Origin of the sequence: Providencia sp. PROV141 (assembly GCF_028481645.1) — a bacterium.
Taxonomy (GTDB): domain Bacteria; phylum Pseudomonadota; class Gammaproteobacteria; order Enterobacterales; family Enterobacteriaceae; genus Providencia; species Providencia rettgeri.
The window spans coordinates 216,342-242,197 of sequence record NZ_JAMPPR010000006.1; the positions used below are offsets into that span (position 1 = coordinate 216,342).

The window sequence follows — 25,856 nt, forward strand, 5'->3', positions numbered from 1 at the left end:
TTATACCTCCCGAGGATTGGCTAAATGGCCTGTCGTATCATTGACAGGGCGACTATTGGCATTCGGTTTAATGACAAGATTGGGTTTGGTATAGTGCGCTTCAGGTAGTGGCGCAATCTCGGCCAAATTACCATGTTTTTCACGTAATTCATCAATGGGGCCAAAGTCTAATGCACGCAGTGGGCAAGACTCGGCACAAATCGGTTTTTTACCGACCGCAACACGCTCATAGCAACCATCGCACTTGGCCATATGCCCTTTTTCGCTATCAAATTGCGGTGCACCATATGGGCAGGCCATATGACAATAGCGGCAACCAATGCACACGCTTTCATCTACAACAACAAAGCCATCTTCACGTTTGTGCATCGCACCGCTTGGGCACACTTTGACACAAGCAGGGTCTTCGCAGTGGTTGCATGAAATCGACAAATAATAACTAAATACGTTTTGATGCCACACACCGTTATCTTCTTGCCAATCTCCCCCTGCATATTCATAAATGCGCCTAAAATTCACCGCAGGAGATAAATTTTTGTAGTCCTTACACGCTAACTCACATGTTTTGCATCCCGTACACCGTGCGGAATCAATATAAAAACCATATTGTGTTGTCATGATTTATCCCCTATACCCTTGCCACTTCAACCAAATTACTGTGTTGCGGATTACCTTTCGCTAACGGTGACGGGCGTTGAGTCGTCAGGACGTTTAGGCTACCACCATGGTCCACCTTGTTTTCATCAGGCGCGTACCAAGCCCCTTCCCCCATTGCGACAACGCCTGGGATGATGCGTGGAGTCACTTTGGCAGCAATCTGCACTTCCCCTCTATCGTTGTAAATTCGCACCATGTCGCCATCTTTAATATTGCGACGTTTTGCATCAATAGGGTTGATCCACATCTCTTGTAAACAAGCCGCCTTGATCACATCAACGTTACCGTAGGTGGAGTGAACTCGTGATTTATAGTGGAAACCACTCAATTGCAGTGGATATTTTTCGGTGAGCTTATCATCATGGCTTTCAAAGCCTGGGGAATACATTGGGAGTGCTGATATCAAATCACCTTCCGCTAGCGTCCATGTTTTCGCAATATCCGCTAAGCGTGATGAATAGATCTCAATCTTTCCTGAGGGGGTATTTAATGGATTACCAATAGGATCTTCACGGAAAGCTTTGTGCGCCACAAAATGCCCTTGCGGGTCCATTTTTTTATAAATTCCTTGCTGCTGGAATGTCTCAAAATCAGGTAGCTCAGGTAACTTTTGTCGTGAGATTTCATACAAATGGCGTAGCCACTCTTCTTGGGTTCGCCCTTCGGTAAATTTCTCTTCAATACCCATGCGACGCGCAATTTGTGTACACATTTCATACACTGTTTTACTCTCAAAACGCGGTTCGATAGCTTGGCTAGCGAAAATGACATACCCCATATTACTGGCGGCGCCATCCAAGCAAAAATCCATTTGTTCAGAGGCAGTGCAATCTGGTAGGACTAAATCCGCATATTTCGCTGAGGCGGTCATATGGTTATCAATCACTACTATCATTTCGCATTTTTTATCATCCTGAAGAATGTCATGCGTTTTATTAATATCAGAGTGTTGATTAATTAAGCTGTTGCTGGCGTAGTTCCAAATAAACTTAATCGGAACATCCAGTTTATCTTTACCGCGTACGCCATCATGAGTTGCAGTCATTTCTGGGCCGCGCTCTATTGCATCAGTCCATAAAAATACAGAAATGCTTGCTTTGACTGGGTTTTCTAACGTTGGCATCCGCTCAAATGGAATATCATAATTCCCTTCACGAGCCCCTGTATTACCGCCATTGATGCCAACATTACCGGTTAAAATCGGCAACATCGCAATCGCACGTGCGGTTTGTTCACCATTCGAATGACGTTGTGGCCCCCAACCTTGGCTAATATAAGCAGGTTTTGCAGAACCGATTTCACGCGCGAGTTTAATGATTTTATCAGCCGGAATACCGGTAATCTGCGCAGCCCATTGTGGTGTTTTTTCTACGCCATCATCCCCTTGGCCTAAAATATACGCTTTATAGTGGCTGTTTTTTGGGGCGTCTGCTGGCAGGGTTTTCTCATCATAACCCACACAATATTGGTCTAAGAAGGGTTGATCAACCATACCTTCAGTAATCAACACATGGGCGATCCCTGCTACCAATGCGGCGTCTGTTCCTGGGCGGATTGGGATCCACTCATCTTCACGCCCTGCTGCTGTATCAGTATAACGCGGGTCGATCACAATCATTCTTGCATTAGAACGCTCACGGGCTTGTTCTAATTGATAAGTAATCCCACCACCGCTCATACGGGTTTCTGCAGGGTTGTTACCGAATAGAACCACCAGCTTTGAGTTTTCGATATCGGAAACGCTATTACCCGCCCCGCTACCATAGGTATACGGCATTGCACAGCTGATTTGTGCCGTACTGTAGGTTCCGTAATGGTTTAAATAGCCGCCCATACAGTTCATCAAACGGGCGATGGGTGAATTCGCTGGCGGCCATGAACGTGCGACTGTGCCACCTAATGTGCCCGTTCCATAGTTCAAATACACCGCTTCATTACCATAATCGGCAATAATTCGTTTTAGGTTATCACTGATTAAATCGTAGGCTTCATCCCAACTGATTTGTTTGAATTTACCTTCACCACGCGCCCCAACGCGCAACATTGGGTATTTCAAGCGGTCAGGGTTATAGACACGACGACGCATTGAGCGCCCACGTAAACAGGCTTTAACTTGGTGCTTATTACCGTAAACATCATCACCGGTATTGTCGGTTTCGACATATTTGATTTCACCATCAACCACATGCATACGCAGCGGGCAGCGACTCCCACAGTTAACGGTACATGCACTCCAAACTATTTTTTCTTCAGGTATGGCTGTTTTGGGTGTGATTTCACTGGTTTCAGCAACACTATTAAAAGGTAAACTTAGCGCTCCACTTGCAAGTGCGAGTCCCCCGACGGTACTGGTTTGCATTAGCTTCCTGCGGCTGATCTCCGATTGGAGTACTCCCTCAGATAATGCTTTACTCATATCTGCCTCACTTTACATTGCTTCAGCGTTTTAAAATGGTTTTCTGAAATTTATTTTTATCTTTATCTTTAATTTACTTATCTACTCTCAATGACCATTCTATCGCTGAGGCTTGGTAGGGCATTTGTGCACGATCAATAATCCAATACAAAGTATATGGTTTTTATCTATTCATAATCATTAAACAGCACTGAAAATAAAATCATCCCAGTTTTTATCATTAAAAATTAATTTAATTAAAATAAATATAGCGAAGTTATTTCTTTAAATTAGTTGATTTAACTATTTCAAAGTCTTTTTATATACCTATTATTTTCTGCTTAATACATTGTGCCATTTGCTTCTATTGTGCAAATGAACAATCAAATTAACAATTAGCCGTATAATAAACACAGCTATCTTCACATTATTTTAATGGCACTTCCCTACTATTAAGATTACCTCCAACCACAACCAATCATATATATCACATCATATCTAAATTAATTAGATACATTCCTTCTAATCAATCGGTATTATTAATAGGACTGTAAAAATGAAAATAAACATATTATTAGATTTAAAGAATAATTTAGGGGAAGGCCCTGTTTGGGATACGCAACAGCAACGCTTATATTGGATTGACAGTTTAGATGGTCGCGTATTTTCCTGCACAGAACGTGGAACTGAAATTAAAAGTTGGGATGTTAGGCAAAAAATCGGTTCAATGGCTTTGTGTAAAGATGGAAACTCCGCAGTCGTTGCACTCGAAAAAGGAATTTATCTCCTTGATTTCACTACGGGTGAAACAAACCTTCTACATTCACCGGAAAGTGATAAACCCCATAATCGATTCAATGATGGAAAAGTTGATAGACAAGGACGCTTTGTTGTCGGCTCAATGGATATGCAAGAAGAGACTGCGTCAGGTGCGTTATATCGGCTAGATACGGATTATTCCCTTCATAAAATTGAACAAAATATCATTGTCTCGAATGCGCCTTGCTGGTCGCCTAAAGGCGATATTTTCTATTTCGCCGATACATGGACAGGTGAAATATGGAAATACGATTATGACGGCTCAACAGGCAATATCAGTAACCGCCAAACATTTTGTGCCGTTGACACCTCATCGGGCGGGGCTGCTGATGGTGCGACCGTTGACAGTGAAGGCTATCTTTGGAATGCCCTTGTTTATGCAGGAAAAATTGTTCGATATAGCCCTTCTGGCGAGATTGACAGAATTATCGAAATGCCTGTTAAGAAAGTCACCAGCGTCGCTTTTGGTGGTGAAAACTTAGATATTTTATATGTCACATCAATGGCAAGACCACCATTACCGCGCTTTCCTGAAGATGGCCAGTTACGCGGAAGTGTCTTCTCTATACATAATCTTGGTGTAACCGGTATTCCTGAAAAACGATTTGGGGGTTAAATAACGTTTAAATCACAAGTGAATATCACGGGTTCTCAAATTATTATACTTATAAAAGAGCTGCAATTATGATTAAAAATAACGCTTCAAATCATAAAATATCATTTAAAAAAATACACCGTTTCTCATGGGTTTCATTATTTGTTTGTTGGCTTATTTGGTTATTAAATGCTTATGATAGAGAAATGATATTAAGGCTAGGCCCTGTTATTTCTCAGGAATTTAATTTAAGCCCTGAGGAATGGGGGAATATTGTCGCTATTATTATGATAGCCCTCGCTATTTTAGATATACCCGGTTCAGTTCTCAGTGACCGATATGGTTCGGGTTGGAAACGCGCTCGTTTTCAAGTTCCTTTAGTATTAGGTTATACCGCTATTTCATTTATTTCTGGTTTTAAAGCCATTAGCCATAACTTAACCTATTTTATCCTATTACGGTTTGGTGTGAATCTCGGCGCAGGTTGGGGTGAGCCGGTTGGAGTAAGTAATACGGCAGAATGGTGGCCGAAAGAAAAAAGAGGTTTTGCTCTCGGTGTACACCATACTGGATATCCCATCGGGGCTTTATTAAGTGGCGTTGTAGCAAGTTTTATTATTTCTGAATTTGGGGAAGCGAACTGGCGATATAGCTTCTTTATACCACTCGTGGTCGCGCTGCCTATTATGATTTTTTGGGCTAAATATTCGACCGCGGCACGAATTTCAATATTATATGAACATATTGAAAAATCAGGCATGACCAAACCCGCAGAAAGTAGTAGCACCCAAGTACAAAAAGGCCAAGGTGTTAAAATTTTTCTCGCCACATTAAAAAATAGAAATATTGCACTAACAGCAGGGAACACATTATTAACTCAGATTGTTTATATGGGGATCAGCATGGTATTGCCTTCCTATTTATATCATGTCTCTGGGTTATCTTTAGCCGCCTCAGCAGGGCTGAGTATTATTTTCACATTAACAGGCGTGCTCGGGCAAATTATTTGGCCTTGGTTATCCGACATTCTCGGTAGAAAAAGAACCTTAATTATTTGCGGTTTGTGGATGAGTATTGGTATCGCTTTATTTTACTTCGCAACGTCAATGCCAAAAATTATCGCGATACAACTGTTCTTCGGCTTGGTAGCCAATGCCGTTTGGCCAATTTACTACGCCATGGCATCTGATAATGCTAATGACCAATCCATTTCTACTGCAAATGGTATTATCACCACATCCATGTTTATTGGGGGCGCATTATCACCGTTATTAATGGGCTGGTTAATTAATCTTGGGGGCGGCTGGAATAGCTCTTTAGGTTATATTTATACCTTCTTTGCGATGGCTGGCTGCGCACTACTTGGTGTCATATTACAGCTCTTTACTACCCACACATCACTGCATGAAAGCCATACACCAGGCGAATAAGTCACCTTAAATAAGGTTGTTTAAACACATAAAAAATCCCCTTAAACGAAAATTTACTGAAACGTTTAAGGGGAAACATAGAAACCAACCGAATCTAGTTGCTTTTTTCTTTTAACAGCACTTAAAACCGTTGATTACGCCGTTAACCCACCATCTAAGACCAATGTTTGCCCGGTTAGGTACTGGCTGTTATTACCAATCAAAAATTCAACTAGCTCTGCCACCTCTTGAGGTTGCCCTAAGCGACGTAAAGGGATGTTTTGGCACATCGCTTTTAATTTAGCTTCAGGCATTGATCGGGTCATATCACTATCAATAAGCCCCGGAGCAATACAATTCACACGTAACCCAAAACGCCCAACTTCATGAGCCAATGAACGTGTCAACCCCATCATCGCCGATTTGCTCGCCGCATAAGCTGTTTGGCCAATATTGCCTTTTAACCCAGTAATTGATGACATCAATACGATTGAGCCACTCCCCGCCATCAACATGGCAGGTAATAATTTACGGTGCCAATTCATCACGGAAATGACGTTATTCTCTAGCACGTCTCGCCAGATTTCAGCATCTTGATGAATATGTAAGGCATCCCTAGTGATACCTGCATTATGAATAATCGCCGTAGGCGCTCCAAATTGTTCCAATAACGAGCTAGAAAGCGCATCAACTTGTGCTTCATTCTTACCATCACACGGGGATCCTTTCACCCATGTACCTAAATCGGGGTTTTCAAGGTTCGCTTGAGTTTCATTAACACCATCAACGCTACGCCCAGTAAAAACCACATTCCAGTGGCGTCGCAATTCGCTAACCAGTGCAAGCCCAATTCCTCGGCTTCCCCCCGTCACGAGTATCCATTGATTATTTGTCATTTTAAGATTTCGACTCCTTATCAATATGTTCACACAACGCTTTCACCGAAATTTCTGGATGTTCTAGGAAAAATTCCGCATCTAAAGCAACATTAAAATCACGTTTAACAAGCACCATCAGTTCAACATAATCTAAGCTATCGAACTCTAACTGGACTAAAGTCATATCCGCATTCAGCTCTTCTGCTTCTAAATCTTTTGCGTCACAGATCATGTCACTAATTTTGGTATAAATTTCTTGATATTGGCTCATTTGTTTTATCCTTGCATTCTTATTGAGTTATTGAATTAACTTTCAATGTTATTGAATTATTTATTATTTTTTCTTTGTAACGAGCAGCGATACTGATACTCACTAATCGACCACTCTCACTATCCGCGATCACTAAGGCCGGTAAAATACGTAGATAAATAGGCTCAGGAGAGGTGATAGGAACCCATTTCGTTAGAAGTTCACGGTCAAACACCACCTCTTGATGGGTTTGTACGATAGGATAACGGCAAAAAATATCTTTCAATGTTGAGCCGACCGGCAGCCATTGTGCAATCTCTTGTTGTTCAAATAACGAGCTATCATGAATTAAGTACCAGAACAAAACTGCGTCAATAAACTGCCATTCATACATTTCGTTGGAAAACTGAGAAAATATTGACTGCAATTTCACCATCTCTGCGGTCGAAATCATTATTTCATTCGCAATTTCATGTAATAGCGGTGGAGGGGTGATAGACAATTGGCAAGTTAAGCAATTTTGTTGTTCATCAGAAGAGAGTAAAGCCACAGACCCCGCTTTATTTCGTGCAACTAATTGATAATCTTTATCGTTCCACAGGGGATTGCGCAGCCGCACAACACATTTGATAAACTCAGGGGCGGTAACCTCTTTTGAAGCCAATAATGGGTGATTTAATGATTCACTTGCGAATTGTTTTACATCGAGTAGTGCACGCATGCCATGCACACTCAGTTGATCTCCACCCTTTGCTTTGACCCATTCAAGATCGAAATGAATAGGGTTATCATCACCAGAAAATGAGGCCCACTGTTTTGCATCCTCAAGGGTATAGCGTAAAGTCCTCATGACGCTTTCTCTAAAATCAGTGCCGCATTTGCCCCACCAAAACCAAAACTCAGGTTTAGTGCACGCTTAACTTCACCAATGCGGTGCTCATTAGGGATATAATCGAGGTCACATTGCGGGTCCGAGTGGTGCAAGTTCGCGGTTGCGGGCATCACACCATGCGCCATCGCTTGCAAGCAAATAATGGTTTCAAAACTGCCAGCAGCGGCAATTAAATGTCCGGTATAGGATTTCGTACTGGATATTGGGACTTGGTAAGCTGCCGCGCCTAATGCCTTTTTCAATGATTCTGTTTCATTTAAGTCATTAAGAGCCGTTGAGGTTCCATGGGCATTGATATAATCGAGAGATTCAGGAGCGGCTCCCGCTTGTTGTAAAGCCATTTCAATGGTTTTCACTCGGGCAACACAATCTTCTGCTGGTGAGGTAAAATCAAAGGCATCAGAAAAATTTGCATACCCCGTAATCTCGCCCAAAATAGTGGCGCCACGAGAAATAGCGCTCTCACGCTCTTCTAAACACAACACAGCCGCACCTTCAGAAAGGACAAAACCACTACGGTCTGCGCTAAATGGGCAACTGGCACGAGTCGGGTCTTCCGCTTCACGAGTTAAAGCGCCAAGGACATCGATATTCCATACAGCACAATCTGTCCGCAAGGACTCCCCTGCACCAGCGAGCATCATATCGGCTCGTCCATGACGAATTGCTTCAAAAGCATCACCAATCGCAATAGTGCCTGTCGCACAAGCCGCAATGGTGGTATTTTGATATCCACGCAGGTTCCAAAACTGGCTGCAAGCCGCCGTTGTCACATTTGGCATTGCATAAAAACAGTTGAAAGGCGAGGTCATCCCTGTCGCTTCAAATTCACTTACTGACATATAACTTTCATCAAGCCCTGCCCATCCCGTTCCCATAATGACACCGCACATCAGTGGGTCATAAAAATCAGTTAATGGCGTGCCTGCGAAGGCCATATCCATGGCTTCCCGCGCTGCCCCCAAGGCTAAACGCGTATGGCGTGGTAAACGACGACGAATAGCCGCGGGAACCCCTTTTAAGCTGGGTTCATTATCAATAAGCCCTAAAAAATGACTGTGGATATTTTGCGCAGTTTTATCAACGTAACGATAACCGAGCTTTTTATCCATAATCGCTTGCCAACATGCTGAAGCCGTATCCCCCAAAGGAGTGACAGCCCCATAGCCTGTGACAACAACGCGTTTAAAGTGAGATTTTTGGTTCATAATGGGTTGTCCTCCTGTCGAGTGCTACCGCCACCTTGTGCTAGCCAAAGTTGTAGCGTTGCATAAAGATAATCGTATTGATTTTGCGCTAATGAGTTCTCAATAGTTAAAAGGTCATCTTGCGCATTAAGCAGTGTTTGATAATCCACAGCACCGGCTCGGTAACGGCTGTTGGTTAGTTTTAGCCGCTGCTGGCTAAGTGATAATGACTGTTGCAATTGCTGACGAATTTCATCCGCGGCAAAACGGGCTTCCATCGCATTATCGACTTCTGACAAGGCGGTATAAGCCGCGCTACGAAATGCCACCGCAGCTTGTTGTACTTGTAAGTCGGATTGTTCAATGGTCAATTTCACGGTGTTCCACTGAATAAATGGCAAAGAAATCGCCCCCCCAACAACACGTGTCGGGTCACTAAACCATTGAGAAAACAGCTGGCTACCCGCATTAAGCGCACCTTGCAAAGAGAGTGTCGGGTAGAAGCTCAATTTAGCAGCGTCAGAATCAGCAAGCGCGGAACGTAAACGTGACTCGGCAGCTTGAATATCCGGTCGCTGTGCTAATACGGCCAACGGTGTCGCGTTAAGAATTTCAATCCGTTGATTTCGATTAAGTGCGCTAAGCTCACGCACATGCTGCTCCGCAGGGCGGTTTAACAATAGCGCTAATGCATTGCGGGAACTGTCACGTTCTTTAATGAGTCGTCGCAATTCATTTTTTCGACTAATCACCGTTTGCTGTGATTGTAAGAAATCCAGCTGGCTAACTTTTCCTGCTAAATACCATGACTTAATTTGCTGCTGGCTTTTTTCTGCAATCTTTTGGCTCGCTATCAGGTTATCAATCTGTTGATTTAACAGTGCAATATTCCAATATAATTGTGCGGTCGTATTAATAACCACTAATGCTGTTGCATGGTAATCCTGTTCGGTTGCTATTGCTTCCCACTCATTCTTTTCACGAATACGTGCCAGTTTTCCCCATAAATCGATTTCATAATTTAAGGTTAGATTTGAGCTATAACTCTCTTGAGGGGAGGTTCCATGGCGTATAGATTTTGTATTACTTGCTGAACCCCCAAGGGAGAAATCTGGGGTTATATTGGTATTTGCTAGCCCGGCAGTACTTCGCGCAAGCTTTAATTTAATTGCCGCTGTGGCTAAATCATTATTATTTTCTAATACCTGATTGATCAGTTGGGATAGCTGAGGATCTTTAAACTTATCCCACCAATTTCCAGCAACATTCCCCCCCTGCACTGACGTAATCACGTCATTCGCACCAGATTGGCGTATTTTATCATCCCACTTCTGAGGCAATGTGAGTTCAGGGCGTTGGTATTCGGTACGCGTAAAACTGCCGCAGCCATTAAGCAAAAATAAAGCAGAAATAATATAAAGTGATTTGATATTCATTCGCGTGCCAATGCCTCCGTTGGGTTGAGTTTGGCAGCTCGGCGAGCAGGAAAATAACCAAAAACCAAACCAATTAAAGCTGAGAAACCGCACGCTAATAAAACAGGGAACAGAGTAAACACCATCGTAAATTCAGTGGTGAAATAAGAGAAAATCCACCCCGTTAACCATGAACCGACAATACCAATTAACCCGCCAAGCGAGCAAATCATCACGGCTTCTATCAGAAATTGGTTCATAATATCTTGAGGACGCGCACCGACGGAAAGGCGGATCCCGATTTCATGAGTTCGTTCCGTTACAGAAACCAACATGATATTCATCACCCCAACCCCCCCAACCAATAAAGAAATCGCGGCAATCGAAGTGATCAGTAATGACATCGAATCGGATGTTTTTTGTAATGCATTGGCGAGCTGGTCATCCGACTGAATAAAAAAGTCCTTTTTACCATGTTCGCGTAGTAACAAACGCTCAACCTGTAATTCAGCTTGTTGAGAGGTTAAGCTTTCAGGGAAGCGCAATGAAATAAACTCAATGGGTTTGTCCCCGACCACACGTTGCTGCAACGATGAGTATGGTACCCACCCCATAACAAAGCCGCTCGACATTTTGGGCCCCGGTTTACGGGCAATACCAATAATTCGCCATGGTGAATGGCCAATCTGCACAATTTGCCCTAACGGTTCTTCTTCTGGCTGAAAAAGTACTTCTCGGCTTCCTTCATCCAATACAATAACGGGCTCGCTGTCAGCCATATCGAGCGTACTGAATAAACTGCCATGTAAAAGCTGAAACCCTTGTGCCGCAAAATACTCTTCTGAAACACCATTAAGCATGATGGAGTTATCCAAGCCTTTATTAACGACCATCGTCATGCTACTCGCGACGGGGGAAACAGACTCAATCCATGGCAGTTGCTTTAAACTTTTAACATCATTTAACGATAACGCACGCTCCATATCAGGCCGCTTAGCCCCCCACCCAGTACCGGGGCGAATTTCCAGAGTCGTGCTGCCGAGCTTCCCGATTTCATCCATGATGGAGCGTCTTGCTCCTTCCCCCACGGCCATTGATGACACCACCGAAGAAATACCAATGATAATTCCCAACATCGACAGAAATGCACGCATGCGATGACCGAGTAAGGCCCGCCATGCCATACGAATGGACTCAATAATATTGCGCCACATCGATGCACGGCCATTATCTTCAACAGCAGGAAGCTGATGCCGCTGTTTTGTGTCTGTCTGCGCTTGGTTCTGCTTATCAGAAACAATTTTTCCATCACTAATTTCAATAATTCGCTGAGTTTGCTGGGCGATATTTTTATCGTGGGTCACAATCACAACAGTGTGCCCATCGAGATGAAGCTGATGTAAAATATCCATCAATGCGTGGCCACTGGCGCTATCTAATGCCCCTGTAGGTTCATCCGCAAGAATGATTTGTGCACCATTGACCAAGGCGCGACAGACACTAACACGCTGCTGTTGCCCACCAGATAACTGATAAGGTTTGTGATCCAAGCGTGTTTGTAACCCTAACTTTTCTGCTAATAAAGCAACTCGTGCGCTCCGCTCATCTTCTGGCATTGCCGTATACAAAGCTGGGATCGCAATATTTTCCTCTGCAGTCAGGTAGGGCATCAGGTGATAACGTTGAAAAATAAATCCAAGATATTGGCTACGCAATTCCGCCAGCTGGTCACTGTTCACCTCATGAACCGCAATCCCATTGATAAACACTTCTCCTTGAGAAGGTTTATCTAAACAACCAATGATGTTCATCAGAGTCGATTTACCTGAACCTGATGCGCCAATAATCGCGACCATTTCTCCTTGGTTAATTGATAGCGAAATATCATTCAAAACAGGAATAGTTTGCGTACCGGCTGAAAACTCACGGTAAACATGATGAAGTTCAATCAGAGGACGGGTTAAAGATACATTTCGTGTCGTCGCCATCATTAACTCGCCACATTATCTGATTGAATAACAACGTGTTCACCCTCGCTAATCCCCTCAAGTACTTCGACGAAATGGCGATCATTAATCCCCACTTTGATAGTGCGAATTTCCGGTTTTTGATTGTTGATCACGGTCACTTCATATTGGTTTGCACCCACCGCTCGCCCCAGCGCACTAACGGGGAGTCGTATGGCATCTTTTGCTTGTGCAACACGAATAAATACTTGCGCTGTCATTGATGTCTTTAATGCACGATCGGTGTTATCAACCTCAAATGTTCCGTTGTAATAAATTGCACTGTTCTGTTGCCCCCCAGAATTATTGTTATTTTCATCAAGGGCTTCGGGAGGAATGGGTTGAACATACCCCATGGTACTTTCGTAGTGCGTTTCAGGGTCCGCAATCACATAGAATGTGAGGGGTTGGCTTGGGCGAATTTTTTGAATATCCGCTTCCGAAATTCGTGTCTGAACCTGCATTTTATCTAGGTTCGCCAGCACTAAAATGGTCGGTGCTGTCTGTGAAGAAACAATGGTTTGCCCTTCGTTCGCCACAATACCCAGTACTTCGCCACTAATCGGCGCGATGATCCGTGTAAAATTGAGGTTAGCTTGTGCAGTTTGCACGTCCATTTCTGATTGCGTGATTAACGCCTCATTGACATTAACCTGCTGTAATTGCGCCTCATATTGGGCTTGTGCTTGTTCATATTCACTGCGAATACCAGAGCCATCTCTCTGCATCACCACTTGGCGCCGATAGGCTTTGATATACTGTATTAATGTCGCTTCTGCAGCCCGTTTTTGCGCCTGAGCACTGGATAACCGAGCGGTTGCATTTTTGAGCTCAGACTGCTGGATAGTTGGGTCGATTTCTGCCAACAATTCCCCTTTAACTACTTTGTCGCCTTGTTTTACATACAGTTTTTTGATTTGCCCGTTAACCTGAGCCCCTACGTTAACTTGCATTGAGGGCTTTAATGTCCCCGTGACCATGACAACTTTTTCAATATCGCCACGTTCCACCGATAAAATTACGTTTTCATGCAACGCTGGCGCGGGTGATTCCCAAACAAAACGGCCGATCACCACGATCAGCACAAGTAGTGCTACCAACCCACCTAAAATGCGTAATCGTTGAGTCGTTAAACCCAATTTTGGTGCTACGTGGCGAGAGGTCATAAGGAAGTTCCTTCTATTGCCGCTAACAAAGAAGGTTCAGATTGAGGCATGCCTGTTGCCACACAAGGGGCTTTATTGGGGTTGTTCTCAAGACTTAATTTCCCATCTACGATTCGGTAAAGTGCATCGAAATTAGCCGCCAGCTCTTCACTGTGAGTGACAACAATCAATGTTTTACCCGTTTTCTGGCAATGTGACTGAATGGTCGCCATGACTATTTTCGCCGTTTCTTCATCCAAATTGGCAGTGGGCTCATCCAATAATAAAATAGGACGGGCACTGTATAACGAACGAGCCAATAACAAACGTTGACGTTGCCCAAGCGACAGCGCCGCATGGCTTTCTCTTATCAACGCATTAACCCCACCAGGTAATTGATTAATCACTGCACCGAGTGCCAATTTATCAAGCAGCACTTCGACTCTTTTTTTATCTTTTTCGCGGAAGTTAGGGTCAAATAGCGTGATGTTATCTAAGACGGTCGCATTAAATAAAATATCTTCTTGGCTTTGCAAGCAAACCAATTGCGTAAGCTGCTGCACACTGACGGCCTCACCGTTGGACTCGCATATTCCTTGCTGTGGGCTGAATAAACCCGCAATTGTCCGTAATAACGTGCTTTTTCCTGCCCCTGACTCCCCAACAATGGCAACCTGCGTGCCTGAAGGTAAGTCTAATGACACATTATTTAAAATCGGTTTCGCAGGGTCATAACTGAAATGAATCCCGTTGAATGATAAGTGAGGTGCTTTTCCTAGCGCTGCGGCGTGTTTTTTATGGAATGGCGCGGTGTCCTGCTCACTTTTCTTAGGGAATAAAGAATGGGCGCGTGTATCAATAATATGCAGTTGCGACTTATGGATAATCGCATAAAAAATACGCGTCACATAATTGGTGAAAATTTGACGCAAGAAACTATAAGCAAAGAAATCCCCCAAAGAAATTAACTCATTGGCCACCATGGGTAAAACCACTAACATAAAAATGACCATCTCCAAACTACCGGTTAATTGATAGATGCCATCTTTAATTTGTTGATACACATTTCTGCGCTGCATACAGGTAAACAATTCACGGCTTAACCATGCAAATTGCGCCTTACGCTGATTTTCAATCCCTGCTGTTTTTATGGTCAGAATGCCTTGCAGCGTCTCCATAAAAAAGTCATTTAATTCTGCTGATTTTAACTGTAACTGTTGGGTATACCACCGATCACGAATTATCGCCCATACACTAATTAAGCCCATCACAGTGACACCCGCAGCTGAAATAGCCGCTAATACGGGCGCAATCCAAAACATGGTACCTAATGCTATCGCACAAATAACCCAATCTGTTCGTAGCCCGTTATCCAGCTCAATTTTTTCAGTTAAGGCCCCCTGCCAAGCGACAAAACGGCTAAAAACATCCCCAGGTGCGCGTTTTTCAAAAAAGCGCAATGGATTACTCAATAAACGTGAAAAACCCACCCCGCTTTTAATCAACACAAAGTGTTTTACGAAACGCTCGCTTAGTATTCTCACCCCGAGTGCTAATAGTGTTGCAACCACAAAGGCAACAATGAACCAGCCGTAAGGAAAAATGGCATTTTTAGCGTCGGAAAAGGCTTGGTTGATCGCATTGCTCACCATGGCTGGCATTAAAAATAGCGTTAACGAAACCAAAAAAGCGAATATCATCAACCAATAAACACCGCGAATTTCTGAGGTTTCTTTCAGGCTCATTGCATGAGGAGCTTTTTTCCCTGTAGTCCCATCATTTCTGTCTTCTGGTGCTAATGATTCAATTTTTTCCAGCGCGGTATCTGGTTCTAAAATTAATGCATAGCCGCTAATTTCCGCTTTTAATGCAGAGAAAGGTAACCACTGCTGCCCAATTGCAGGGTTCATCACGCACACGTTATTTCCTTTGCGATAAGCAAGCAGCACAAAATGGCTTGCTCCGTAATGTAAAATAGCGGGAAGTGGTAAGCTATTGAGCTCTTGGTGCTCAAATAGCACCGGTGTCGTCGCAACACCGTAATTAGCTAAAATGGACGAAAGGTCAATCAAAGAAGTTCCATGATCCGATGCTGGATACACCTCTCGCAGCGTTTCAAGAGAAACATTGAGACCTTGAGTTTGTGCTAACATCGCAATACATGCTAAGCCACATTCATTGGTTTCTTCTTGAGAAACAAAATTTGGAATAATATTTTTCATTATTATTTAATGGCTAATAAAATAAAGTGAATGGCTATGCCATAAAAGCCAATCATTGGGATAATGACGAACCGCATTTTCAATGATGGCGGGCATTTGAGTTGCAACATCTTTTGCTGCAACAGGCGGATAAACCTTGATTTTTAAACCGTTTTGGTAGTACAGATGATAAAAAACCACCTGTGCCGAAATCGCACTGGATAAACGCACGACACCATTGTGCAGCTTCGCTGCACGGTTGAATAAATGGCACGATAATTTGCTCGACGCCCCTTCCTCTGTTTGAACCGTGTAATCAGGGGTGATATCAGGAAAAACAATTATATTCTTTTGCCCTGTCGCCGTTTCTGTCATCGCAGTCATTAACTGGCTAGCTAATACTTTATTTCCCTGATGAATAGAGCAATATGATAAATTCACCTGGCCTAACTCACGTGCCGAAGCGTTATACTTTTGCTGTTCTGCACTCGACGAAACCACCACCGTCGCATTGCCTGGGGTCACCCCTGCACCAACCATGGTGGCTAAAACATCAGAAACCATATGCAATGGAGCAAGCACAACGGGTTTATTTTGTTGGTGCAAAGGCGCAACGATGCTATCAAGTTCAAGAGTACAAACTCGAACTTGCGCCATGATTTTTTGGTTTTGTCCCCATGTTGCAGCTTCTTCCAAAATGAAGCGTCGAACAGCTATCCAGCTCATATCAATATGCCCTTTCGTTTCCATTAAACTACGAAAGTTTTCCGTGGCGACTTTATTCCGATTACGATATTGACGACCTAATAAGCCTACGCGACATAATAAATTGGAGACAAATAATACCGATGTGATATAGCCCCGGCGCAGTAACAACCGTAAAAAGGTAAGTCCACTATGATTAAGTTTTTGATATCCTTTTTTAAACGGCATCAAACAGTTTTTCGCTGTAAATACCGTCCAGACAATGCAAAACCGGATCACCGTAACTCCTTATTGCTTTTGTCTAATAATTCAAGCATATAAGCAGTAAAGTCTGCAAAATCACGGTCTTGATAGACGACATAGCGTTTATTGATAATAAATGCAGGTGTTCCAGTAATTTGATAAAACTTGCTAATTTCAAGCATGTTTTTCAGACGTTCTTGAACCGCTTGGCTTTCACTGGTTTTTAGATATTGGGTTGAATCAACATTGTGCTGTTTTAACCATTGGTTTAAGACATCTTTATTAGCTAAATCAAGCTTATCATTGATAACTGCGGTATAAAGATCCTGACGGTATTGAGATTCCACCCCCATCTCTTCCAATGTCGCAAAAATAGGCGCATAGGCAGCAAGCCCCAGATTATTATCCATGGCTAAATGCACGACTTTAAAGTTGACGTTCTCAGGGAGTGTTTTTTCGAATTGACTGACATTATCATGATTTACGGCACAATAATGGCAACCATAAGAAAGGACTTCTATGATGCTGTTATTTTCTTTTATTGGACTCAATAGAACTTGTTCACTATTAAATTCAATAAAAGAAGAGCTTTGTGCATCATCATTTGAAAAAGTATTAAAAACAAAAATATGATAGAACAAAACCGTCATGAGTGAAGAAGCGATAATAACAAATAGAGTATAAAGTGTAATAGTTATTGGTTTAAAACGAGTATTCATAACAGTTAATTCCATTCAGGTACGAAAAATACATGGGGATAACTCCCCATGTATCAATTAATAAAAATCAAATTTAATACTATGGAGCTGTTACATCACAGTTTGATGCACCAACAGCTTTTGCTTTGTATGTTTTATTACCGTGCTTATCAGTACAAGTGGTCACTAATTGGCAAGATTTAACACCACCAACAGTGATGCTCTCGTAAGAATTAGTACAAACTTGTTTTGTTCCACCAACTACAGCAGCAGCTTCGATAGCATTTAACTTTTTCATGTTATTTCCTTTAATATAGATTTAAATTAATAAAACGCCCTATTTATTGATAATTAACACCAATAAATCCTTTAGATTTTTAATTAATATACAAATTACCGCATGAATAATTAAAAATTCAATCCTTCTAATTTCTCATTATTATCAAATAAAAAAATCGCTTTTTCTTTGACGCTTTTTGCTTTCTCTTTCTCACCTAATTCATTTAAAACAAGGATCCAAGAAAAATAAACATTAAGATCTGAGCAAGAACGTGAATAGTTTTCTGCCCAAGATGAAAATAAATTCAAATAATAAGGGTCTTGCGTCTCGTTATAGCGTAATAAATACCCCATATTGAGATCCAATTTGTAACGATCATCGATTAAATAGTATTTCCATTCACTATAATCAGGCTCATTCATCGAAAGAAGATACTGCTGCCCTGTTTTTTCGATATACGTTAAATATTGCTGTGTTTGCAAAGTAAAATACAGCAACCCCATGGATAATAAACCACCTAACGCAATAATTGTTTTCGAAAAATACCCTACAAACTTATTCAATGAATATTTTTTAGTTGGAACATCGGTACAACGCATTAACAATATCAATACCACCCCATGAGGTATTGATAACCACAATGGAAACTCTGTCATCATATGAAAAACAATTGGTAACGCAATAACTAAAAAAACATAATTGTTATTTTTATTTTTTAATGAAGAATAAAGTAGATGCACACCACCAATAATAACTAACAATATTGCCGCAAAACCAACTAACCCACCTTCAACCATCCAACGCAATACCTCATTGTGTGGATGTGAAATAACCTTTTCACTGGTTCCTAGCAAACCACCACCAAAACGCTCTAAAAATACAGATTCAAAACTACCAACCCCAGAGCCAAATAACATATTTTCGCTAAATAGATATAAACTATGTTGCCATAGCACCCATCTAATATGTGATGTTTGTAATTTACTGTCAGAAAAGTCAGAAATATTAAAACTAACTTTTATTCCATAACCAATAATAAGACCGATAACAATCGCTATTAAAGAGTAAACAATATATTGACGATGATACGTTGCGAAAAAATAAAAAACAATAACAATTAATAATAAATTTAAATATCCAGTTAATGATTGGGACAATGGCAATACCATACTCATTAAAATGAGACTCACAATGATAATGGCAAACGCATACCGTGTGACAGTTCTCATTAAAATAAACATGCCTATTGCACTGGCAATACCAACACAAATAAAACTAGAAAGAACATTAACTTGTTGGAATACACCATATGGCCTATCCCCTGATATCGGAAAAAAATTAAAAACCTGTGCTATTGAATATAGACTCTCAATAATAGCAGCAAATAATACACTGCAAACAATTATTTTCAATACAGTTTCTGAAATATTTATTTGCAATAAAGCTTGATAAAAAAATAACGCCCCCAATAACCAATACGCAGTCAAGTACGCATTAAACTGGTAATTTTCTGGCGCAAAAAAACACAAACCTAATAATAAGACTAATCCAATCGTAATATAATTACTCGACTTAGAATAGTATAAGTTTAAATTTTTAATTTGTGTAATACTAATCATCACAATAAAAAACGCAATAAAAAAACCACTAATTATATTGAATGGCAATGACAAACCTGTTCCGCCCATATTCGGCAGATAAATATGCAATATAATGCCAAAAAATATAACGACAAAACCTAAAAGCACCCATGGATAACTTTCTTTTTTATTATCTTTAATTTTAATTGCAAACGTCATGTTTTCATTCGTTATTGATAATTTAATGTATAGTATGCAGTACTATAAAAATTCCCATAGATAATCGTTTCGTTAATTCTCGCTTCTGGTTCAGCCTCGACATAAGCCTTAAATTGAATTTCCGTATCATTTTTTGCCAAATTTTGCGCTAATGATGGCGTATTCAATTCTATGGGTGTTTCATTTAAATTTAATAACCCAATACCGATTCCACTTGCCTCACTTTGGTCACTAATCGCAAGATGGTCAGGAAGATTTTTATTTTCAATTCCATTAAAAGTCACTGTCACCGATTTAAATATGGTCGTATTACAATTCGTTAAATGAATTGAGAAAATTAAAGGTTTCGACTTGCCTTCTTTATAAAGATCTTTAACCGAGATTTGTTGAAAATCAACAGGGACCTTCTCACTTCCAGGTGCTATCTGACATGGCGTAGCAACAACCATGCCTCTGAATGAATAGCTTCCCATATTACTCGGGATCACACTTGCACTCACCGACCCTGAGACTAATAAATATAAGCCAATCGACAATAAATATTTATTACGCTTTATCTGATTATTATTTCGCATGATCGGCCTCATTGGAATTCAGCAAGAATTGTCCCGGTGCTTGTAAATTCACCTTCTTCCACGCTACTACCAGGCGCAGCTATTGGCGCAGCCGTTAAGTTCCAGGTGCCTTGGTTATTAATAAAATTAGGCACTTGATAAGCTTGGTTCGGTCTTACCAAGGTTCCGGTCAAATTATCAGTCACCACAATGCCAAGATTTGTGCGTTTCACACCGTTTTTTAACGTACCGAAATAATCAGGGTTAAAATCCGCGCTACCTGACGCTCCCGGCAACAATGACAGCTTGATATTTAAATCACCTGTCGTAAAACTGCCTCCGGTACATTTAACTGGGATCTTAAAGGGCTGAGCATAATTAGTGCCATTCAACTGTTCACTCGTGTTTGCCACATCAAGAAAATTAATATCTATTGGGTTGCCTTCATTAATCGTACACTCATCAGCAACCGTGATAATTCCTGCCCCTAGAACGACTCGCGTTGATGGAATTGGTGCATAAGCTGTACTGCCATTCGCTGGGCTGCCTTTTTTAGCAAAAACCTGTACCAGTTCCGCTTGGTTGATGGTAATGCCATTAATAATCGGTTTTTTCAGCCTAAACGTGATCGTTCCACTCGATCCCGTCCGTAGCTCGACACCATAATCGCGGCTATTAACTCTCGGTGGTGTACACTCTATTGGGTCAGAACCCCCATTCCACATATCCTTTACTGGGACAGCAACTTTCTGGCCAACCTTTCCCCCGATTTGAATTTCAACTTTTACATCAAAATATTCATTGAGGTTCAGGTATCCTGGGTTTTGCATTGATGTAGGAATGGTTGACATTAAATCAAATGTCATCCCTGAATCTGGATCTGAATTCCCAACCCCCCCCGGCTTCATATAGCTTTGGCAATAAATATCAAAATAAGGCCAATTACCCACATCAAAATTGAATACTGTTTCTGCATCCTTCTCATTAACGAGCAATTGATTATTCATTCTTGCTTCGAATGTATACGTTCCCCCATCCGGTATAGCAGAACCGTGGGGAGCCCCTAAAGCAGATAACGGCAACGCCCCGACGGTAAACAGACCAACAGCAATAGTGATATCTTTTAGTTTTTTATTGTTGTAGACAAACATGGTTATAAATACTCCAGTTTTAGCCTAACTAATCCGCTAAAGGTTCCCGCCGAAACAGACCGTGCTGTAGATTCCAATGATGCATTAAGTGTGAGGTTATTATCGCCAGGTTTGATCACCCATGAACTTGTTGGCTGGTTGACCATTAGGTTTTGATGTTCTTTACTGGAAATACGCAATCCGGCACCTCGAATATCACCTGTAACTCGCACCAAATCAGGGTTAAAAAAATCCGTATCTCCCGCAATGCTCAATGAAACAGCACTTTCTCCCGTCAAGTAATAACGCTGCGCATTTTGAGTTGCTTCTCCAGCAGAATTCACAAATGACTTGGATGCTCCGCGTTGGCAATCTTTGAGGCGAATATTAAATGCAACAGGAGTACTTCTATCGCCAATGCGATGAAATTCTCTGGCATTGATTTCACCTAAATCGACATACTGCTCTTGTGTTTCTAATTCAAGAACACAAGGCGATGCATAAACGCTCCCTGTAAAATGCACAGTACTATGTACGTCTAGCAATGTTTGGCGGGACAGCTTTTCATCCGCAATTTCTGCAACCGCGGAGAAACTTCCTAGCCCCAATAATACGATCCCTAAGCACCTAATGTTCATATCAATACTCCTAGCGAATCTGTTGCTCTGGTGGTAACGCTTTACACGTATTTCCGCTACAACTGTATTTAAGTTCTGGATGACCACCATAATCATTCACATACATCATGGTGAAACTCTCGCCTGAACTATTGACCTTAATATCGAGATGCGATTTAGGTGCAATCATCACCCCTGGAAAATCAGTTAGTTTTTTTCCACCTTCTGCCACCGGTTTATTATTAAGGCTAATAATGGTCACAAAATAAGGAGTTGGGTTTTCAGCGCGCCAATTATTTCCCTGTTTATAAAATATGACTTGGTCTTGCCAAACTGCACTTTTAGACTCAGGAATAATGGCTGTCGGCCGATAAAACAATTTAATCCGCGATTGCATCGCTAACTGTAAAACATTCGGTTTATCGGGTTTTGGCGGAACTTCGCGTACATTTAAATAAAACAGGCTTTCTCGGTCTTGGGGTAACTTATCTATCTCGGCTGTTTTTGAAACACGGGCAACCCCTTTTTGCCCACCATTAATGCGCTGTAATGGTGGCAATACAACTAATGGCGATGTAATTTTTTTCCCATTGGCATCTTCAACCCATGACTGAGCAAGAAAAGGAATACTTGAGCTGGTGTTTGATAAATTAGCACTCGCAGAATTTTCATCGCCGGTAATAATCAGTCGTGTTCTATCCAGTGAAATACCCGCATATGATTGCCCTACGCCAACCATCATAACTAGCAAACCACCTACCCATTTATTTATACGAATCGCCATTTTCTCTACCTTATAGAATACTTTTTCAAACTGTCATTACATTATTGGCAAGGCAGCAAAACTGACATACCCGAATTAATTTTTTCAGGCAGTTGAATTTTACATTGCGCTTTTCCGCCCCAAGATACCGTTAATGTTTCTTTAGGATTTACTGCCATCAAATACGCCAATCCATTTTCCATCAGCATGGCAATGTTAATGCCATCAGCGTTTGTCACATCAGCACCAAATGGAGGTACCGTATCGTTATAACGAATAGTTGCTATGAGCTTTTCACCTTCTGCAACATCAAAGCGCTGATAACCTATTGCGCCTTCTGTTAAGGTCGATGTTGCTATCGCCTTATTGGTATCAACGTTATTTTTTAACTTATCGACATCAATACGCGTGTCGAAGCTGTAATAGCTGACAATATCAGGCACAACAGAAATACCGGCCCAGTTAGTTCGTGTTTTTTCATGGTTAAACGGCACGCCACCAACACCGTTGGTATCGACCATAATTCTTGCTGTATCCGTTGTACCGGTACTGTTATGTAACGCAGCTCCATGCTTGGTAGCAGTGAAACCACCGCGCAATGTCCCGTTGATCGATGCCGTTTGTCTTTCTTGATAGCTGACATTAGTATTAACTTCAGCAAGTTGCGTCCGTTTTTGATAATATCCATCAAACCGTACGCGATCATCACTGCTTCGACCGGCTCTAACTCGCCATAAGTTATTCATATCCCTATTGTCACTGTAAGACAGCATGTGGCTGGTCTTACTGCCACTATTTTGCAAGTCATATCCCGCCCAACGGCTATCACCAACAGGCACTGAAACCGAAAGTGAAATGCTATCGTCACGTCGACCCCGATAGTCAGAACGGTAGGCCGCAATATTGGTTGAAACACCATTGATGCCCATTAAACGAAATGTTCGACCCACAGATAAGCCATATCTATCTTGAGATGTCTGGTCCCAAAAGGTCTGATGGGTATACGTTAAGAATACTGTCGTTCTCCAATCAGGATCATCAGCCCAAAAAGTTTTATTCCCTGTCACGGTATACATCTCTTTTTGACGGCCAATACCCAGATATTTGTTTTCACGCTCATCTAAATATTGCGACAGTGTTCTAAACTTATCCTGCGAGAAGCGGTAACCCGCAAAAGAAATCGTACTGTTAAGTTCATCAAATGATTTTGAATAACTCAGGCGATAGGAAGAACCCGTTTGCGTGTTATCACCTGGCATTCGGCTAATGGATTGTGTGACATCGGCAGAAAGTGCCCCAAATACAGATAAATCACGCCCTAATCCAGCAGATATAGCGGTATAATCCCTACCCGCAAAAAGTAGACCACCAATGAGTGACCAGTTATTGCTCAGCCCCCAAGAGAAATCTCCCGTGGCAAACATTGGCCCCTCTGGTTTGTGATTAAATCGTGATGGTTTACCGACCGAAGCGTTATAACGCACATAGCCCGGACGCGTTAAATAAGGGATATTTGCCGTATCAACTTGAAAAGTCGATACCTCACCGTCATCACCTTCAACTTTGACATCTAGGGTTCCACGAATTGAACTTTGCAAATCCTGAATACTGAATGGCCCCGCAGGTACCGTCGTTTCATAAACGACACGCCCAGCTTGGGTTACAACAATTTTTGAATTGCTTTTCGCAATACCATTAATCTGTGGTGCGTATCCTCGCAGATTTGGCGGTAACATACGCTCATCACTGGCAAGGTTAAAGCCAGTGAAACGAATCGTGTCAAAAACTTGAGAATTTAAATAAATTTCACCCAGTGTCAGCTTAGCCGCCATGTGGATCAGAGGGCGATATGCATAAAACTGGTTCCAATCGAATTTTCTATCGCCACGCTCGTTATAATTAGCTTGATAATCAGCTCTAAAGCGCCACGCCCCCAAGTTAAAACCCGTCTGACCATATGCTGACAATGAGTGCTTATTTGTATGTGTCGTCAAAGAACGAGAAACTGACCCGGTCAGGTTATAATCAAATATAAGACCTGAAACCCCCGAATCCCAACGCTCAGGCGGCACCCAGCTAGGATCGGAATATTTCATCCATGCCTGTGGAATAGTGATATCCAGCTTGCCTTCATGATTATTAATTTTAACACCTGAAATAGGTAAAATATTTGAACATTCAGGGGATATGGTTTGGATTTTTTTTAACGCATCTTCTTTGAGCGCTAACATTTCAATTTGCTTAGGCGTAAAACAGACTAATGATTTTTCACTATCTTGAGGATCGGTAATATAAGTGACCTTCTGCTGTGACAATGATTGTCCATTAATATAGACATCCAATAAATAAGTCCCAGGAAATACGAAGTTATCTTTAGAGAATCGAGTTAAATCAATATTGTTACGATCACCAACATCTAATACGTCAACATTAAACTCAACAAGGTCATTTGCAGACATATTTGGTGAATAGCAAAGCACTGCAATATATATTGCAAATAGTTTTTTTATATTATTTATATTTCCATTTAAAATAATCATTTTAGTTACTCAGTATTCACTCATTTGGCTAGAGATTTAGCTCAATTCTCTTTTATATGTAATTATTATTAGTTTTAGAAATAATCCATTCTAAATCGTAGAACTCCTGCGAAATCACCTGCCTTAATATGCTTTTGATAAGCAACTAAAATTGCAGTAAAATCTAATTTATTGTGCCCTTCTAATAATGTGTAATCCGGCATTCTTCTATTAAGTTTAAGTATTTCACCGTGAGAGTCCCTAAATTGAATTCCAAATCCTTCTGAATCACCACTCACTTGTAAAAGTTGATCATCATTAACAGAGGTTCCCATCATAGTTATTTGCGCGCGCGATGCACTACCTTTGTCATTAGAAGGCAACGTACATCCAACAAGCTTTATAGCAAAATTCTTACTCACCAACATATTGACTTCAGGGGTGATTTCTCGGGCACTGATTTCACCAAAACTAACCCAAAGTTCTCGGCTTTCAGGATCAATCGTGCATGAGGCTTCTATTAATTCACCTTGCATTACAATATCACCAGGGATGTTATTACCAGTCATTCCCCAACTTAATAGAGGCCATAACAAACTAGATCCTAATGCTATTTTTGCAACCCGAATTATCATGAACAATACCATTTAGTTATTGGTAGATTTTATTAATGCGGAGTATTAAATACTCCGCATATTG

At 41.5% G+C, this 25,856-nt stretch carries 22 protein-coding genes; 2 read left to right on the forward strand and 20 right to left on the reverse strand.

Going from position 1 to position 25,856, the window contains the following annotated elements:
- Together PSF09_RS05115 and PSF09_RS05120 are read right to left on the reverse strand one after the other, a co-directional pair.
- On the reverse strand, positions 1-618 hold the full coding sequence (locus PSF09_RS05115; RefSeq protein WP_272683572.1) for a DMSO/selenate family reductase complex B subunit: 618 nt from the start codon (positions 616-618) through the stop codon (positions 1-3).
- A 10-nt stretch (positions 619-628) separates the two neighbouring features.
- The gene (locus PSF09_RS05120) at positions 629-3,073 is read right to left on the reverse strand and encodes a DMSO/selenate family reductase complex A subunit (protein ID WP_272683573.1); all 2,445 of its coding nucleotides are present in this window, start codon (positions 3,071-3,073) and stop codon (positions 629-631) included.
- A 535-nt stretch (positions 3,074-3,608) separates the two neighbouring features.
- On the opposite strand from PSF09_RS05120, the gene PSF09_RS05125 reads away from it, so the two are divergent.
- Positions 3,609-4,487, forward strand: a complete 879-nt coding sequence (locus tag PSF09_RS05125) for an SMP-30/gluconolactonase/LRE family protein (RefSeq protein ID WP_272664478.1) — start codon at positions 3,609-3,611, stop codon at positions 4,485-4,487.
- Positions 4,488-4,555: 68 nt separating this feature from the next.
- Complete coding sequence (locus PSF09_RS05130; RefSeq protein WP_272683574.1) at positions 4,556-5,896, forward strand: MFS transporter; 1,341 nt, start codon at positions 4,556-4,558, stop codon at positions 5,894-5,896.
- Positions 5,897-6,030: 134 nt separating this feature from the next.
- Here the strand turns inward: PSF09_RS05130 and PSF09_RS05135 are convergent, their stop codons facing one another.
- The 18 genes from PSF09_RS05135 to PSF09_RS05220 all read right to left on the reverse strand — a co-directional run bounded on the left by PSF09_RS05135 (position 6,031) and on the right by PSF09_RS05220 (position 25,792).
- Positions 6,031-6,771 (reverse strand): SDR family NAD(P)-dependent oxidoreductase, encoded by a 741-nt coding sequence (locus tag PSF09_RS05135; protein ID WP_272683575.1) that lies wholly within the window; start codon positions 6,769-6,771, stop codon positions 6,031-6,033.
- Position 6,772: 1 nt separating this feature from the next.
- A complete protein-coding gene (locus PSF09_RS05140; RefSeq protein WP_210837181.1) occupies positions 6,773-7,024 on the reverse strand; it encodes an acyl carrier protein in 252 nt (83 codons plus the stop codon).
- A gap of 19 nt (positions 7,025-7,043) precedes the next feature.
- Positions 7,044-7,853 (reverse strand): MaoC family dehydratase, encoded by an 810-nt coding sequence (locus PSF09_RS05145; RefSeq protein ID WP_272683576.1) that lies wholly within the window; start codon positions 7,851-7,853, stop codon positions 7,044-7,046.
- Positions 7,850-9,103 carry a beta-ketoacyl-[acyl-carrier-protein] synthase family protein gene (locus PSF09_RS05150; protein ID WP_109912777.1) on the reverse strand — a complete coding sequence of 418 codons (1,254 nt, stop codon included), beginning with the start codon at positions 9,101-9,103 and terminating at the stop codon, positions 7,850-7,852. The genes PSF09_RS05145 and PSF09_RS05150 overlap by 4 nt, the downstream gene beginning before the upstream one ends.
- Positions 9,100-10,512, reverse strand: a complete 1,413-nt coding sequence (locus PSF09_RS05155) for an efflux transporter outer membrane subunit (RefSeq protein ID WP_272683612.1) — start codon at positions 10,510-10,512, stop codon at positions 9,100-9,102. Before PSF09_RS05155 ends, PSF09_RS05150 begins: the two co-directional genes overlap by 4 nt.
- A gap of 2 nt (positions 10,513-10,514) precedes the next feature.
- Positions 10,515-12,488: an ABC transporter permease gene (locus PSF09_RS05160; protein WP_272664483.1), complete on the reverse strand. Its 1,974-nt coding sequence runs from the start codon at positions 12,486-12,488 to the stop codon at positions 10,515-10,517.
- A complete protein-coding gene (locus tag PSF09_RS05165) occupies positions 12,488-13,669 on the reverse strand; it encodes an efflux RND transporter periplasmic adaptor subunit (protein WP_272664484.1) in 1,182 nt (393 codons plus the stop codon). Before PSF09_RS05165 ends, PSF09_RS05160 begins: the two co-directional genes overlap by 1 nt.
- Complete coding sequence (locus PSF09_RS05170) at positions 13,666-15,870, reverse strand: peptidase domain-containing ABC transporter (protein ID WP_272683577.1); 2,205 nt, start codon at positions 15,868-15,870, stop codon at positions 13,666-13,668. The genes PSF09_RS05165 and PSF09_RS05170 overlap by 4 nt, the downstream gene beginning before the upstream one ends.
- A gap of 6 nt (positions 15,871-15,876) precedes the next feature.
- Complete coding sequence (locus PSF09_RS05175; protein ID WP_371031956.1) at positions 15,877-16,830, reverse strand: ABC transporter; 954 nt, start codon at positions 16,828-16,830, stop codon at positions 15,877-15,879.
- Positions 16,830-17,516, reverse strand: coding sequence for a thiol:disulfide interchange protein DsbA/DsbL (locus tag PSF09_RS05180; protein WP_247605331.1), 687 nt, complete (start codon positions 17,514-17,516; stop codon positions 16,830-16,832). The genes PSF09_RS05175 and PSF09_RS05180 overlap by 1 nt, the downstream gene beginning before the upstream one ends.
- A 79-nt stretch (positions 17,517-17,595) precedes the next feature.
- Positions 17,596-17,793, reverse strand: a complete 198-nt coding sequence (locus PSF09_RS05185; RefSeq protein ID WP_004907658.1) for a DUF4762 family protein — start codon at positions 17,791-17,793, stop codon at positions 17,596-17,598.
- Positions 17,794-17,903: 110 nt separating this feature from the next.
- Positions 17,904-19,574: an O-antigen ligase family protein gene (locus tag PSF09_RS05190; protein WP_272683578.1), complete on the reverse strand. Its 1,671-nt coding sequence runs from the start codon at positions 19,572-19,574 to the stop codon at positions 17,904-17,906.
- Positions 19,575-19,585: 11 nt separating this feature from the next.
- Positions 19,586-20,149, reverse strand: coding sequence for a fimbrial protein (locus PSF09_RS05195; RefSeq protein WP_247605332.1), 564 nt, complete (start codon positions 20,147-20,149; stop codon positions 19,586-19,588).
- Positions 20,150-20,157: 8 nt separating this feature from the next.
- Complete coding sequence (locus PSF09_RS05200; protein ID WP_210837189.1) at positions 20,158-21,279, reverse strand: fimbrial protein; 1,122 nt, start codon at positions 21,277-21,279, stop codon at positions 20,158-20,160.
- A gap of 2 nt (positions 21,280-21,281) precedes the next feature.
- On the reverse strand, positions 21,282-21,896 hold the full coding sequence (locus PSF09_RS05205) for a fimbrial protein (protein WP_272664487.1): 615 nt from the start codon (positions 21,894-21,896) through the stop codon (positions 21,282-21,284).
- 10 nt (positions 21,897-21,906) lie between these two features.
- Positions 21,907-22,659 (reverse strand): fimbrial biogenesis chaperone, encoded by a 753-nt coding sequence (locus PSF09_RS05210; RefSeq protein WP_109912784.1) that lies wholly within the window; start codon positions 22,657-22,659, stop codon positions 21,907-21,909.
- Positions 22,660-22,700: 41 nt separating this feature from the next.
- Positions 22,701-25,178, reverse strand: a complete 2,478-nt coding sequence (locus tag PSF09_RS05215; protein ID WP_210837192.1) for a fimbria/pilus outer membrane usher protein — start codon at positions 25,176-25,178, stop codon at positions 22,701-22,703.
- A 74-nt stretch (positions 25,179-25,252) separates the two neighbouring features.
- Positions 25,253-25,792 carry a fimbrial protein gene (locus PSF09_RS05220; RefSeq protein ID WP_210837193.1) on the reverse strand — a complete coding sequence of 180 codons (540 nt, stop codon included), beginning with the start codon at positions 25,790-25,792 and terminating at the stop codon, positions 25,253-25,255.
- Positions 25,793-25,856 lie beyond the last annotated feature (64 nt).

Coding starts and splice junctions, on each gene's coding strand:
- PSF09_RS05115 (WP_272683572.1), bottom strand. CDS start 618: ATGACAACACAATATGGTTTTTATATTGATTCCGCACGGTGTACGGGA.
- PSF09_RS05120 (WP_272683573.1), bottom strand. CDS start 3,073: ATGAGTAAAGCATTATCTGAGGGAGTACTCCAATCGGAGATCAGCCGC.
- PSF09_RS05125 (WP_272664478.1), top strand. CDS start 3,609: ATGAAAATAAACATATTATTAGATTTAAAGAATAATTTAGGGGAAGGC.
- PSF09_RS05130 (WP_272683574.1), top strand. CDS start 4,556: ATGATTAAAAATAACGCTTCAAATCATAAAATATCATTTAAAAAAATA.
- PSF09_RS05135 (WP_272683575.1), bottom strand. CDS start 6,771: ATGACAAATAATCAATGGATACTCGTGACGGGGGGAAGCCGAGGAATT.
- PSF09_RS05140 (WP_210837181.1), bottom strand. CDS start 7,024: ATGAGCCAATATCAAGAAATTTATACCAAAATTAGTGACATGATCTGT.
- PSF09_RS05145 (WP_272683576.1), bottom strand. CDS start 7,853: ATGAGGACTTTACGCTATACCCTTGAGGATGCAAAACAGTGGGCCTCA.
- PSF09_RS05150 (WP_109912777.1), bottom strand. CDS start 9,103: ATGAACCAAAAATCTCACTTTAAACGCGTTGTTGTCACAGGCTATGGG.
- PSF09_RS05160 (WP_272664483.1), bottom strand. CDS start 12,488: ATGATGGCGACGACACGAAATGTATCTTTAACCCGTCCTCTGATTGAA.
- PSF09_RS05165 (WP_272664484.1), bottom strand. CDS start 13,669: ATGACCTCTCGCCACGTAGCACCAAAATTGGGTTTAACGACTCAACGA.
- PSF09_RS05170 (WP_272683577.1), bottom strand. CDS start 15,870: ATGAAAAATATTATTCCAAATTTTGTTTCTCAAGAAGAAACCAATGAA.
- PSF09_RS05180 (WP_247605331.1), bottom strand. CDS start 17,516: ATGAATACTCGTTTTAAACCAATAACTATTACACTTTATACTCTATTT.
- PSF09_RS05185 (WP_004907658.1), bottom strand. CDS start 17,793: ATGAAAAAGTTAAATGCTATCGAAGCTGCTGCTGTAGTTGGTGGAACA.
- PSF09_RS05190 (WP_272683578.1), bottom strand. CDS start 19,574: ATGACGTTTGCAATTAAAATTAAAGATAATAAAAAAGAAAGTTATCCA.
- PSF09_RS05195 (WP_247605332.1), bottom strand. CDS start 20,149: ATGCGAAATAATAATCAGATAAAGCGTAATAAATATTTATTGTCGATT.
- PSF09_RS05200 (WP_210837189.1), bottom strand. CDS start 21,279: ATGTTTGTCTACAACAATAAAAAACTAAAAGATATCACTATTGCTGTT.
- PSF09_RS05205 (WP_272664487.1), bottom strand. CDS start 21,896: ATGAACATTAGGTGCTTAGGGATCGTATTATTGGGGCTAGGAAGTTTC.
- PSF09_RS05210 (WP_109912784.1), bottom strand. CDS start 22,659: ATGGCGATTCGTATAAATAAATGGGTAGGTGGTTTGCTAGTTATGATG.
- PSF09_RS05215 (WP_210837192.1), bottom strand. CDS start 25,178: ATGATTATTTTAAATGGAAATATAAATAATATAAAAAAACTATTTGCA.
- PSF09_RS05220 (WP_210837193.1), bottom strand. CDS start 25,792: ATGATAATTCGGGTTGCAAAAATAGCATTAGGATCTAGTTTGTTATGG.